Raw genomic sequence first — 12476 nt, 5'->3', positions numbered from 1 at the left:
GTCTGTCTCTGCAGAACACCCGTATCGATCGAAAGGCGCCGCGATGAGCGATCAACTCCCACCCGTGACCGACCACGACACCTGGGCGAAGGCCCTCGCGGAACTGCGGGTCCGCGAGAAGGCGGCCACGCGCGAACTCGACGCGATCGCGGCGCAGCGGCGGCGGCTGCCGATGGTCGAGATGCCCGACCACACCCTGACCGGACCCGACGGGCCGATCCGTCTCGTGGACGTCTTCGACGGGCGCTCCCAGCTGATCGTCTACAACCACATGTGGTCTCCCGGCGAGACCTATCAGTGCCCGGGGTGCACCGGGTACACGACGCAGTTCAGTCGACTCGACTACCTGGCCGACTACGACGCCCGGTTCGTGATCATCACCCACGGCCCGATCGAGGAGGCCCTTGCCTACAAGAAGCGCGTCGGTAACCGCATGGACTGGTACTCGTCGGCGGGCACGACGTTCTCCGCCGACGTCGGCGCGGGGCCCGGCGAGGGATTCGCGATCAACGTCTTCCTCCGCGACGGTGACAAGGTCTACCGCACGTGGCACACGACCGGCCGCGGCACCGAGCAGCTCGGGTTCACTTTCGGGCTTCTCGACGTCCTCCCGTGGGGGCGTCAGGAGGAATGGCAGGACTCACCCGACGGCTGGCCCCAGAGCCCCACGTACTCGCGCTGGCGTGACTCGGAGGCCATCGCCGCCGCCTACGGAGATCCCACCGCGTGAGGTTTCACCGATCGAACCGCAGGTCGGCACTCACAGGAACCTCCCAGTGTCCGGACAGTGAGGTCCCAGGCCCCTCTGGAACAGTGGAAGAGTGACCAGACCGGCCCAGGACGACGCAACCCGAGGAGCGAAGGTGCTCGTCGTCGACGACGAGGAGAACATCCGCGAGCTGCTGTCGGTGTCGCTGAAGTTCCAGGGATACGACGTCGAGACGGCCGCCGACGGACCGGCGGCGATCGACAGGTGCCGGAGCCGCAAGCCCGACGTGCTGATCCTCGACGTGATGATGCCGGGCATGGACGGTTTCGGACTGCTGCGCCGTCTCCGCGCGGACGGGGTCGAGGCGCCCGCCCTGTTCCTGTCGGCCCGCGACTCGGTCGAGGACAAGGTCAACGGCCTGACGATCGGCGGTGACGACTACGTCACCAAGCCGTTCAGCCTCGAAGAGGTCGTCGCCCGGTTGCAGGTGTTGCTGCGCCGCAGTGGTTTCGGCGAAGCGGAGCAGTCCTCGTCCCGGATCACCTTCGCCGACATCGAACTCGACGACGAGACGCACGAGGTCTTCAAGGCGGGGCAACCGGTCCAGCTCTCGCCGACCGAGTTCACCTTGCTGCGGTACTTCATGGTCAACGCGGGGACGGTGCTGTCCAAACCCCGCATCCTCGACCACGTCTGGAACTACGACTTCGGCGGCGAGGTCAACGTCGTGGAGTCCTATGTCTCCTACCTGCGTCGCAAACTCGACAACGGCGAGCGGCGCCTCATCCACACCCTGCGAGGCGTCGGCTATGTGATGCGCGAGCCGCGCGACTGATGGCTGCGTCCGAAGTCCGCAGGCGCGGTGTGCCACTGCGGCTCTCCCTGGTCGCTCTCACGCTTGCGCTCGTGGTCGTCGGGTTGCTGGCCTCGGGAGTGGCGGTCACGTCGTCGATGCGGCAGGACCTGATCTCGCGCACGGACGAGGGTCTCGTGAACGCCACGCGCACGTGGGCCGATCCACGCTCGCCGGCCAACGATCCGCGTCCCGGCCCGCCGGGGCCGCGTCGTCCGCCGTCGCCGTACTACGTGGAGTCGACTTTCCGGGGTCCGGCCGGCATCTCGGCGACCAACGTCTACAACCAGTTCGACCATGCGCCGAACCTCGACGGGGTCACCGGCGACAACGTCGGCCCGGTCACCGTCGGATCGGTGGAGCCGCACGGACCACGCTGGCGGGTGATCAAGCGCAGCAACATGTTCGGCACGACGACCGTGGCCACCCCGATGACCGACATCGACGCCACGATCAGTCGGCTCATCTGGTTGCAGTTCGCCATCGGTGCCATCGTCGTGGTCCTCATCGGGTTGCTCAGCTATCTGCTCGTGCGGACCAGTCTCCGGCCCCTGCGCAGGGTCGAGGAGACCGCACACGCGATCGCGGCGGGCGACCTCACGCGTCGAGTTCCGTTGGCGGCTCCCAACACCGAGGTCGGCAGTCTGTCGGTTTCGCTGAACACCATGCTCGGCCAGATCCAGCAGGCCTTCGCGACCACCGCGGCGTCGGAGCGTCAAGCCCGCGCCTCCGAGGAGGAGATGCGGCGCTTCGTCGCCGACGCGAGCCACGAACTCCGCACTCCGTTGACGTCGATCAAGGGCTTCGCCGAACTGTATTCGCAGGGCGGGGTCTCCGACGTCTCCGATGCGATGCGCCGGATCAACGACGAGGCCGGTCGGATGAACCTGCTCGTCGAGGACCTGCTGATGCTGGCACGCCTCGACGCGCAGCGCCCCCTCGCGACGGCACCCGTCGACCTGCTCGGCCTGGCCGCCGAGGCCGTCGCGTCCGCGCGCGTCGGCGCGCCCGAACGCGACATCCGGCTCGAGGTGACGACCGGTGACCATCCGCCGCTGGTCTCCGGCGACGGGCCGCGGCTGCTGCAGGTGCTCCGCAACCTGATCGGCAACGCGATCAACCACACGTCGGCCGAGGCGTCGATCACGGTCGGGGTGTCGGTCGAGGCCGACTCCGGCGGCACGTTGGAGGCGGTGCTGAGGGTCGCCGACACCGGACCGGGGCTGACCGCAGAGGATGCGCAACACGTCTTCGAGCGGTTCTACCGTGGCGACCAGTCACGCCACCGGGGTTCCGGCGGCGGAAACGGTCTGGGGCTGTCCATCGTTGCCGCGCTGGTCGAAGCGCACGGCGGACGGGTCGGCGTCGAGTCGACGTCCGGCGAGGGCGCGACCTTCTGGGTGCGACTGCCGCTCCTCAGCTGATCAATCGTCGCAACCTCGCGAACTCGGCCACGTCGGTGCGGAACTGGTCGAGCGTGACGAGGGTGTACATGCCGTCGATCTGGCGGGTGGCCCAGAGCTGGTGGATGCGTCGGAGGTCGGATTGCCGTGATTTCCAGCCGATTCCGTCGATCACCGCGAGCACGAGCTGCGTCGGGAGACGGACCTCGGCCATCTCCTCGATCTCGCGCACGGCGTCGGTGAGCTTCGAGCCGGTCGAGTCGAATCCCTTGGCGGCCACCACGATGTCGGCGGAGTTCGGATCGCCCACGATGAGGTCGGCGGGGGCGGTGCGTCCGTTGCGGCCGACGAATCGCGATCGCGTCGTGTAGTCGAGGCCGAGATCGCGTGCGATGTCCTCGATCTCGTCCTCGATACGACGGCCCGACGCGCCGGCACGGGTCGCGGTGGCACGGGTTCCGGCGCGCGCCACGAGGATGTCGGCGAAGGTGTAGGTGCGTTCCAGCTGGGTGCGGAGCATCCGGACGAGGTCGAATTCCGCGTCGAGCCAGGTCACCAGGTCGACGGGCTGGGTGCGTGCCAGTCCGTGCCAGCCGCTGGTGTCGAACCGGTCGCGCAACGCGTTCTTGAGCTTCTCCTGCGACAATCCGACCGCGAGCCCGAGCACCGGGACGTCGTTGGGATTGTCGCGTACCCACGCGGCGAGTCCGGTGATGTCGGTGTCGAGGAGACCGCCGAGACTCCCGGTGGCCTCCACGATCCGCTCGGCCTCCGGCGTGGAGGCGGTAGGGTCGACGTGAGAGGTCAACCGTCCCAACGACTTCAGATAATCCTCGAAGTCAACTGCGTCACTCATGTGCTCGGCGTCAGTCCCGTCCGATGAACAGGAACTCGCTGACGTCGCGGCGAGTGGCCGCGGCGTGCGTGCCGAAGCTGTACTTGTGGTCGATGGCGATCACCTCGACCGAGGGTTTGACCTTGCCGAGGAGGTCGACGATCCGGTCCTTGCCCGGCAACGCGTTCGACGAATACGACAGCACGATCGCGCCCGCGTCCTCGAAGTGTTCGAACGTCCGCAGCAGCGCGTCCTCGATCGTCCGCTTGTAGGCGAACGGCGTGAAGCGCTTGGGCAGCTTCTTGGTCTTGGTGTTCTCCATGATGGTCATCCCGCGCCAGTACGCGGAGAGGCCCTCCAGGAAGTGATAGCGCTTGATGTAGTCGTTGTCGTCGGTGGGCGGCGCGTACGGGGGGTCGAGGTAGACGAGATCCGGCGGCGCCGACCACGGCAGGGCGAGGTCGAAGATGTCGCCCTGGACGCTCCGACTGCTGCAGCCGTTGCTGAACACCGTGCCGTTGTAGTCGGCGGCCGCGCGCAACCGGAAGTGGTCGCGCAGCGACATCGTGAGGTCGCGGCGCCCATCGGCATAGCGGGTGGAGTCGGTGAAGGTGAACACCCCGCGCGGCTGCTTGCGTGCGGCGGAGAGGACCAGCGCGGAGATGGCCAGGTCGCGGCGGTAGCCGCGCAGCGCGTCGATGTGCGACCACGCCGAGTCGAGGAATGTGCGGTCCTCGGCGGTGAAGTACAGGCCGTCGAAGGTGCGGGAGATGTAGTCGCGGTCGTCGGCGGCCGGCCCGCAGATCTGCTCGACGAGCTCCGGCTCGAGGCGGACGCTCGAATTAGCCACCGACGCACGCGTGATGACATGCGGGAAGTGGAGGAAGTCGTTGCTGAGAACCTCGAATCCCTGCGCCTTCAGCAGGTACGACACCACTCCCGACCCGGAGAAGGCGTCGACCGCCGTCGACCCGCCGATCTCGGCGAAGGTGCGTTCGAGGTGGGGGAGCAGCCGGTACTTCGACCCCATGTATCGCAACCGCGGAAAGCGCTGAGCGCGGGCCAGGACGTCGCTGGATCCGACAGGTCTGCCGGTGCTGCGTCCCGGTCGGGAGGATTCTGGCCCACTCACACCGAAAAGAATGTCATGGACCCCCGACAGCGCCGTGGAGAACACGGTTGCGTCCTCGGTGCCGAACCCCACAACATCTAGACTCGGGCCCATGGCATCGGTCTTCAGCATGATCATCAACGGCGACATCCCGGGTCGATTCGTCTGGAAGGACGGCGAAGCCGTCGCGTTCCTGACCATCGAGCCGGTCACCCCCGGCCACGTTCTGGTGGTGCCGCGCAACGAGGTCGACCACTGGGAGCAGATGGACAGCACGCTGTTCGCCCATCTCAGCGGCGTCGCACAGAAGGTCGGCCGGGCCGTCAAGGACGCCTTCGACGCTCCGCGCATCGGCCTGCTCATCGCCGGCCTCGAGGTTCCCCACGTGCACATCCACGTGTTCCAGGGACTCTCGCTCGAGACCTTCGACCTCGCCAACGCGAACAAGAACGCCAGCCCCGAGGACCTCGATGCCGCGGCCGAGAAGATCCGCGCCAGCCTGCGCTCGCTCGGCTACGGCGAGTACGTCGCCGACTGACCCTTCGATACGCCCCTCCGCGAGCTCCGGGGTTACTCAGGGAGCGGGTTTCGCCGCCCGGGGCGCAGAGGTACAAAGTCCTCTGGTGAGCCGAAACGACAACGCCGTGATCGGCGGCTGAGTACGGTCATGACCGGAGGCAGTCATGACCGAGTACATGCGCAACAGCGACGCTTTCACCTGGTCGATGGAGTCCGACCCGCGCCTGCGATCGACGGTGGTGACGGTCATCCTGCTCGACCGCACACCGGACTGGGATGCGATGCGCAGCCGGTTCGAGACGATCAGCGCCGACCTGCCGATGTTCCGCGAGCGCGTCGTGTACTCGCCGCTGTCGGCGCCGCCGAGGTGGGTCCCGTACCAGGATTTCGATCTCGACTTCCACATTCGCCGGGTCGGGGCACCCGCTCCGGCCACTTTCGACACCGTGCTGGAGATGGCGCGGATCGCGGCGATGGAGGACTTCGACCGTGCCCGGCCGTTGTGGAAGGCGACGCTTGTGGACGGGCTCGCCGACGGCGGTGCCGCGGTCGTCTGCAAGTTCCACCACGCGCTGACCGACGGGGTGGGGGCCATCGAGATCGCGATGCGGCTCTTCGACCTGACCGAGGAATCCGACCATCCGCCGGGCACGCCCGACGCCATCACGCCGCCGAACGGTGAAGCCTGGTGGCGGGACTACCTGGACTCGATGCGATTCGACGCCGAGCGCGCCTCGAACACCGTGATGGAAGTCGTGAAATCGGTACCGGGCTTGGCGTTCAACACGATTCGCCATCCGATCGCGACCGCCGGTGACGCCGTCGAGACAGCTGCATCGGTGTTCCGCACCGTCCGGCCCGTCAACGAGACGGGATCGCCGCTGATGACGGAACGCTCGTTGGTACGGCATCTCGACGTCCACGAGGTTCCGCTGCAGCAACTGCGCGACGCCGGGCACCGTGGTGGAGGCTCACTCAACGACGCCTTCGTCGCGGGCGTCGCCGGAGGGCTCCGTCTGTACCACGAGAAACACGACGTCGAAGTCGGTGACCTCCATCTGTGTATGCCGGTGAACCTGCGGACCGAGGAGGACGCCCCAGGCGGCAACCGGATCACCTTGATGCGGTTCGACGTGCCGGTCGCCGAAGTCGATCCGGCGCAACGGATCGCTCGAATCCACCGGCGGACCTCACGTGTCCGCGACGAGCGCTCGTTGCCGTACACCCAGCTCATCGCCGGCACCATGAACCTGATGCCGCGCTGGTACATCGGTTCGGTCCTGCGTCACGTCGACTTCCTGTGCAGTGACGTGCCGGGTATTCCGGTGCCGCTCTACCTCGGCGGCGCCCGGATGACCGCCCAGTACGCCTTCGGTCCCACGATCGGGGCCGCGGTCAACGTCACCCTGCTCAGCTACATCGACACGTGTGAGCTGGGGATCGATGTCGACACCGGCGCCATCGCCGATGTCGACGTCTTCCACTCGTGCCTCGTCGACGGGTTCGACGAGGTGCTCTCGCTCGCCCGACCTGCTCCCTGAGGAACGAGCACGCGAGCGTCTCGAAGGGTCAGACCGTCCGGTGGATCAGCAGCGGTAGGACGGCACCGGCCCCGGCCTCACGGAGTGCCGCGGCGGCGAGGGTGATCGGCCAGCCCGAGCTGTTGGCGTCGACGACGAGCATCACGTTCTGTCCGGCGACCTCGGGTGGATCGCCGAGGTGGTCGCGCCAGTAGGCGGCCTCGACTGCTCCGGTGGCATCGGTCGGCGGATCGCCCAGGTGGACGGGGAAGGTTCCGCCGCCCCGTTTCCCGACCGTGCGCAGATGTTCGGCGAGCGTCTCGGCCAGATTGGTGCCGGTCAGGCGGAGCGACACGATGACGTCGGCGCGGATACCCGTCTCGCGGACCCAGGAGGACAGCGTCGCGACGGCGGCATCGCCGAGTTCGGCCAGTGCGCGTTCGTCGCCGTTGCGGGCGGCGGCCAGCACCTCCACCCATTCGGGGGCGTCGGCGTGTGCGAGGACGCGACCCGGCTGGGCGAGGAGGTCTGCGGGAATCCTTCCGCGACGACCGAATTCGCCGCCCGGCCACATCTTCCGCGGATCGAGGGTCGACGCCTTGCGGCGTAGCGTCGACGTGACGGTGCGCACCACCTCCGCATCGACGGAGTCGGGGAGTCCCTCACTCAGCGCGCCGCGGCAGACCGAGCAGCGACCGCAGTCGGCGGCCTGTGGGTCGTCGAGCGATTCGGTCAGCAGTCGCATCAGACAGGTGCGCCCGGCGATGTAGGAGCGCATGATGTCGGCCTCGCGGCGACGGACCGCGAGCACGCCGTCGTAGTGTGCGGCGTCGTAGGTCCAGGGTTTGCCGGTGGCAACCCAGCCGTCGGGGGTGCGGTCGGTGATGCCGTCGACGGCGAGTTGCTTGAGCATCAACTCGATTCGCGTACGGCGGAAGCGGGTGGCGGCCTCGAGCTGGATGGGCGACTGCGGTTCGTCGGCGGCCTCCAGTGCTGCCAGCAGATCGCGCATCTTGTCGGGATCGGGAATCGTCGCGGTGGCGAAGTGATCCCAGATCCGGTCGTCGGTCTGCGAGGCCAGCAACATCACGACGGCGTCGTCCAGGGCACGCCCGGCACGACCCACCTGCTGGTAGTAGGAAACCGGCGACGGCGGCGAACCGACGTGTACGACGAAGCCCAGGTCCGGCTTGTCGTAGCCCATCCCGAGGGCTGACGTCGCGACGAGCGCCTTGACCTTGTTGTGCAGCAACGCATCTTCGAGTTCGTGCCGGCGGTCGGCGTCGAGCTGGCCGGTATAGGCGGCGACCTCGACCGAATCGCCGTGTACCGCGCGGATGGCCTCGACGAGCCGGTCGGCGTCGGCGACGGTGAGGACGTAGACGATGCCCGAACCCGGGAGATGGGGGAGCGCCTGCGCCACCCAGCCGTAGCGCTGGACGGGTGAGAGTCCGTCGAGAACGTTGAGATGCAACGACTTCCGGGCGAGCGGCCCGCGGAGGACGAGTGTCGGTGCGTCGGAACCGGCGTCGAGCTGGGCGGCGACGTCCTCGGTGACGCGCGCGTTGGCGGTCGCGGTGGTGGCCAGGACCGGCGTCGTCGGGTTGACCGAGCGGAGCACGTCGGCCACGCGTCGGTAGTCGGGCCGAAAGTCGTGACCCCAGTCGGAGACGGCGTGCGCCTCGTCGATCACCAGGAGTCCGAGGTTGCCGGCCAGTGCGTCGAGCACACGTCGTCCGAAGCCGGGATTGGCGAGGCGTTCCGGCGAGACGAGCAGGACGTCGAGGTCACCCGCCCGCAACTGCGCCTCGATCGCCGACCACTCGTCGACGTTCGACGAGTTCAGCGTCGCCGCGGACAGGCCGCCACGAGCCGCTGCGGACACCTGGTCGCGCATGAGGGACAGCAGCGGGGAGACGATCAGCGTCGGTCCGCCGCCACCGGCGCGGATGATCGCGGTGGCCGACCAGTAGACCGCGGATTTGCCCCACCCGGTCGCCTGGACCACGAGAACCCGCGCGCCGGGTGTGCCGGGCTCGCCCCCGGCCAGCGCGGTCACCGCGCGCAGCTGGTCCTCGCGCAGCGCGGCGCCCTCACCGGCCAGGCTGGTGATCACGCGGTTGGCGGCGGTCAGCTGGTCAGGGGCGAGGGTGGCGGTCATGAGCCCCAATGTAGTGGCGACGGCCGACAGTGGAGATCGACGGTTCACAGGAACCCTGCAGCCGGGTTCCAGAGTGGTTCGAGGGTGCGAGCCGATCGTGGTCCTCATGATCCCGCAAGCACCGCCGGTCCGGACGGCGCAGGTGTACACGCTCGCCGACAGCTCGGCGTCGACCCCGGTCCTCGACATCGTCGTCCCCGTCTACAACGAACAGGCCGACGTCGCGTCGTCGGTGCGCCGGCTCGCCGACCATCTGCGGCAGCACGTGCCGTATCCGGCGCGCATCACCGTCGCCGACAACGCCAGCACCGACGACACCCTCGCGATCGCCCTCGGTCTGGTCGACGAACTCGAGGGCGTCCGCGTCGTCCACCTCGAGGAGAAGGGGCGGGGGCGTGCGCTCAATGGGGTGTGGCAGTGCAGCGACGCCGAGATCGTCGCCTACTGCGACGTCGACCTCTCCACCGACCTCAACGCGCTGATGCCGCTCATCGCCCCGCTGGTGTCGCGGCATTCCGACATCGCGATCGGCACCCGGCTCAGCCGGTCGTCGCGGGTCGTCCGCGGACCCAAGCGGGAGTTCATCTCGCGCTCCTACAACCTCATCCTCCGAACCGCCATGGGCGCCAGGTTCTCCGACGCCCAGTGCGGGTTCAAGGCCATGCGCACCGACATCGCACGCGGGTTGCTGCCGTTCGTCGTCGACACCGGCTGGTTCTTCGACACCGAGCTGCTCGTTCTCGCCGAGCAGATCGGCTTGCGGATCGCGGAGGTCCCGGTCGACTGGGTCGACGACCAGGACAGCACCGTCGACATCGTGCCCACCGCACTCGCCGATCTGAAGGGTTGTGCGCGAGTCGGTCTCGCGCTGGCGATGGGGCGGCTGCCGATCGCGCAGCTCCGCGCCTCCATCGGTCGCGGCCGGGCGGCCGGCCCCCAGATCGACGGTGTGCCGAAGGGTTTGGTCGGTCAGCTCGCGCGGTTCTGTGTGGTGGGTGTCGCCTCGACGATCTCCTTCGCGGTGCTGTTCCTGGCGTTGCATTCGTTCCTGGGAGCGCAGGTGTCGAACCTGGTCGCCCTCGCGATCACCGCCGTCCTGAACACCGCAGCCAACCGCCGGTTCAGCTTCGGCGTCCGCGGGCGTGACAACGCACTCCGCCACCAGTTGTTCGGTCTCGGGGTGTTCCTGTTCGGCTGGCTGGTCACCGCCGGCTCCCTGTTGTTCCTGCACACCGTCGCGCCGGACGCGACCAAACACATCGAACTGATCATCCTCGTGGTCGCGAACCTGGTGGCCACGCTCACCCGGTTCGTCGGTCTCCGCTGGGTGTTCCGCAAGACCCCGGAGGTTGTCGCATGACGACACTGACCATCGACCCACCCCGCGACTCCGCTCCGCAGACGCATGCACACGCGAAGAACGTGCTGTGGGCACGTCTCTCACTGGCCACGCTGCTGATCGGTACCGGTGTCCTCTATCTGTGGAATCTCTCGACCAACGGTTGGGCTAACTCCTTCTACTCGGCGGCCATCCAGGCCGGTTCGGAATCGTGGAAGGCCTGGTTCTTCGGATCGAGCGACATGGCGAACTCGATCACCGTCGACAAACCACCTGCCTCGCTGTGGATTCCGGGCATCAGTGCCCGGATCTTCGGCGTCAACTCCTGGTCGATCCTGGTGCCCGAGGTCCTGATGGGCGTCGCATCGGTCGCGTTGCTGTACCTGATCACGCGAAAGTACTTCGGCCACTGGGCCGGAATCCTCGCCGGCGCGGTACTGGCGCTGACGCCGGTCGCGGCGTTGATGTTTCGCTTCGACAACCCCGAAGCCCTGCTCATCCTGCTGATGATCGCGGCCGTGTGGTCGCTGATGAAGGCCGTCGACGACGGCCGGTGGCGGTGGCTGATCCTCACCGGCGTGTTCATCGGGTTCGGATTCCTCACCAAGCAGTTGCAGGTGATGTTGATCGTGCCGGCACTGTCGGTCACCTATCTGGCCTTCGGTCCGCGTGGTTGGTTGCGCCGGCTGGGTCAGCTGTTCGCCGCGCTCGGAGCGATGATCGTGAGCGCCGGCTGGTGGATACTCGCCGTCGAACTCTGGCCGACGTCCTCGCGGCCGTATATCGGTGGTTCGCAGAACAATTCGATTCTCGAGCTGACTCTCGGCTACAACGGGTTCGGCCGACTCAACGGCAACGAGACCGGGGCCGTGGCCCCCGGCCGTTCCGGTATGGGCGAGATGGGTGGCCCCCGTGGCCCCGGCGGTGGCCCGTGGGGTGAGACCGGATGGCTGCGGATGTTCGAACCTGCGCAGGCCGGTCAGATCGCGTGGCTCATCCCGACCGGGCTCCTACTCGCCGTTGTCGCGGCAGTCCTGATCGGCGGTGCGCGACGGACCGAACCGCGTCGCGCCTACCTCGTGGTCTGGGGAATGTGGCTGCTGGTCACGATGGGTGTCTTCAGCTTCATGGCCGGGATCTTCCACCAGTACTACACCGCAGCCCTCGCCCCGGCGGTCGCTGCTCTCGTCGCCAGTGGTGGGGCGGTCTGCTGGAGTCACCGCGGCCGACTGTGGGTCCGGATCGCTCTCGGCGCATCCGTGTGGATCGCGGCCGGCTGGGGCTTCGTCCTGCTGAACCGCACCCCCGACTTCGTGCCGTGGCTGCGCGTCGTGGTCCTCGTCGTCGGCCTGCTCGCCGGTGCCGCGATGGTCTTCGCCAACCTCCGCGGTGTCGCAGGTGCAGCGGTGACCGGTGCGATCCTCGCCGGACTCGCCGGTCCGGTCGCGTACACGATCGACACGGTGACGACCGAGAAGAGCGGATCGATCATCACCGCCGGCCCGCGGGTCGAGGGCGAGTTCGGCCCTGGTGGACGCGGAGGCCCCGGCCAGGGGATGCCCGGCAGTCGCGGCGGCGACGGGCCCGGTGGCCTGCTGCGCGGTTCGACCCCCACCGCAGCCGTCGTCGAGAAGCTGAACGCCGACGCCGACCGGTACACGTGGGTGGCCGCGGCGGTCGGGTCGATGTCCGCCTCGGGCTACCAGCTCGAGAGCGGCCATTCGGTGATGCCGATCGGCGGGTTCAACGGCAGCGATCCGTCGCCGACCCTCGCCGAGTTCCAGAAACTGGTCGCCGAGAAGAAGATCCACTGGTTCCTCGGCGGTGGTGGCGGGCCCGGTATGGGCGGGGACCCGATGGGCACGGACTCCGAACGTCCGGCATCGTCGATCAGTGCGTGGGTTCAGGAGAACTTCACCGCGGTGACGGTCGACGGGGTCACGATGTACGACCTGACCCAGCAGACCGGCTGATGCGCTCACCGGCGCGTGACGCGGGCCCTGTACGCAGTCGTTTAGAGTCATGG

At 68.0% G+C, this 12476-nt stretch carries 10 protein-coding genes; 7 read left to right on the top strand and 3 right to left on the bottom strand.

What is annotated here, in order from left to right; translation table 11 throughout:
• Positions 1 to 43: 43 nt before the first annotated feature.
• From C5O27_RS01285 to C5O27_RS01275, 3 genes are all read left to right on the top strand, one after another.
• Positions 44 to 730 (top strand): DUF899 domain-containing protein, encoded by a 687-nt coding sequence (locus tag C5O27_RS01285; RefSeq protein ID WP_075862795.1) that lies wholly within the window; start codon positions 44 to 46, stop codon positions 728 to 730.
• 91 nt (positions 731 to 821) lie between these two features.
• Positions 822 to 1544, top strand: coding sequence for a response regulator transcription factor (locus C5O27_RS01280; protein ID WP_035752003.1), 723 nt, complete (start codon positions 822 to 824; stop codon positions 1542 to 1544).
• On the top strand, positions 1544 to 2986 hold the full coding sequence (locus C5O27_RS01275) for a sensor histidine kinase (RefSeq protein ID WP_006358372.1): 1443 nt from the start codon (positions 1544 to 1546) through the stop codon (positions 2984 to 2986). The genes C5O27_RS01280 and C5O27_RS01275 overlap by 1 nt, the downstream gene beginning before the upstream one ends.
• Here C5O27_RS01275 and C5O27_RS01270 read toward each other — a convergent pair.
• Entirely contained in the window at positions 2979 to 3821 is an 843-nt protein-coding gene (locus C5O27_RS01270) for a hypothetical protein (RefSeq protein ID WP_035751999.1), read from the bottom strand. The genes C5O27_RS01275 and C5O27_RS01270 overlap by 8 nt on opposite strands.
• Positions 3822 to 3831: 10 nt before the next feature.
• Positions 3832 to 5049, bottom strand: a complete 1218-nt coding sequence (locus tag C5O27_RS01265) for a DNA adenine methylase (protein WP_006358374.1) — start codon at positions 5047 to 5049, stop codon at positions 3832 to 3834.
• Between C5O27_RS01265 and C5O27_RS01260 the strand changes: the two genes are divergently transcribed.
• Together C5O27_RS01260 and C5O27_RS01255 are read left to right on the top strand one after the other, a co-directional pair.
• The gene (locus tag C5O27_RS01260; protein ID WP_006358375.1) at positions 5024 to 5449 is read left to right on the top strand and encodes an HIT family protein; all 426 of its coding nucleotides are present in this window, start codon (positions 5024 to 5026) and stop codon (positions 5447 to 5449) included. The genes C5O27_RS01265 and C5O27_RS01260 overlap by 26 nt on opposite strands.
• A 145-nt stretch (positions 5450 to 5594) precedes the next feature.
• A complete protein-coding gene (locus C5O27_RS01255; RefSeq protein ID WP_006358376.1) occupies positions 5595 to 6971 on the top strand; it encodes a wax ester/triacylglycerol synthase domain-containing protein in 1377 nt (458 codons plus the stop codon).
• A 28-nt stretch (positions 6972 to 6999) separates the two neighbouring features.
• On the opposite strand, the gene C5O27_RS01250 is transcribed toward C5O27_RS01255, so the two are convergent.
• Positions 7000 to 9111, bottom strand: coding sequence for a RecQ family ATP-dependent DNA helicase (locus tag C5O27_RS01250; protein ID WP_127961691.1), 2112 nt, complete (start codon positions 9109 to 9111; stop codon positions 7000 to 7002).
• Positions 9112 to 9217: 106 nt separating this feature from the next.
• On the opposite strand from C5O27_RS01250, the gene C5O27_RS01245 reads away from it, so the two are divergent.
• Entirely contained in the window at positions 9218 to 10471 is a 1254-nt protein-coding gene (locus C5O27_RS01245) for a bifunctional glycosyltransferase family 2/GtrA family protein (RefSeq protein WP_042376936.1), read from the top strand.
• Positions 10468 to 12423: an ArnT family glycosyltransferase gene (locus C5O27_RS01240; protein WP_127961690.1), complete on the top strand. Its 1956-nt coding sequence runs from the start codon at positions 10468 to 10470 to the stop codon at positions 12421 to 12423. The genes C5O27_RS01245 and C5O27_RS01240 overlap by 4 nt, the downstream gene beginning before the upstream one ends.
• Positions 12424 to 12476 lie beyond the last annotated feature (53 nt).

The organism is Gordonia alkanivorans, from assembly GCF_004011905.1.
GTDB classification, from domain to species: domain Bacteria; phylum Actinomycetota; class Actinomycetes; order Mycobacteriales; family Mycobacteriaceae; genus Gordonia; species Gordonia alkanivorans.
This window is presented reverse-complemented; position numbering and strand designations above follow the sequence as displayed.

Excerpts from the sequence above, each read along its gene's own strand:
- C5O27_RS01285 (WP_075862795.1), top strand. The coding sequence starts at position 44 with ATGAGCGATCAACTCCCACCCGTGACCGACCACGACACCTGGGCGAAG.
- C5O27_RS01275 (WP_006358372.1), top strand. The coding sequence starts at position 1,544 with ATGGCTGCGTCCGAAGTCCGCAGGCGCGGTGTGCCACTGCGGCTCTCC.
- C5O27_RS01270 (WP_035751999.1), bottom strand. The coding sequence starts at position 3,821 with ATGAGTGACGCAGTTGACTTCGAGGATTATCTGAAGTCGTTGGGACGG.
- C5O27_RS01260 (WP_006358375.1), top strand. The coding sequence starts at position 5,024 with ATGGCATCGGTCTTCAGCATGATCATCAACGGCGACATCCCGGGTCGA.
- C5O27_RS01265 (WP_006358374.1), bottom strand. The coding sequence starts at position 5,049 with ATGATCATGCTGAAGACCGATGCCATGGGCCCGAGTCTAGATGTTGTG.
- C5O27_RS01255 (WP_006358376.1), top strand. The coding sequence starts at position 5,595 with ATGACCGAGTACATGCGCAACAGCGACGCTTTCACCTGGTCGATGGAG.
- C5O27_RS01250 (WP_127961691.1), bottom strand. The coding sequence starts at position 9,111 with ATGACCGCCACCCTCGCCCCTGACCAGCTGACCGCCGCCAACCGCGTG.
- C5O27_RS01245 (WP_042376936.1), top strand. The coding sequence starts at position 9,218 with ATGATCCCGCAAGCACCGCCGGTCCGGACGGCGCAGGTGTACACGCTC.
- C5O27_RS01240 (WP_127961690.1), top strand. The coding sequence starts at position 10,468 with ATGACGACACTGACCATCGACCCACCCCGCGACTCCGCTCCGCAGACG.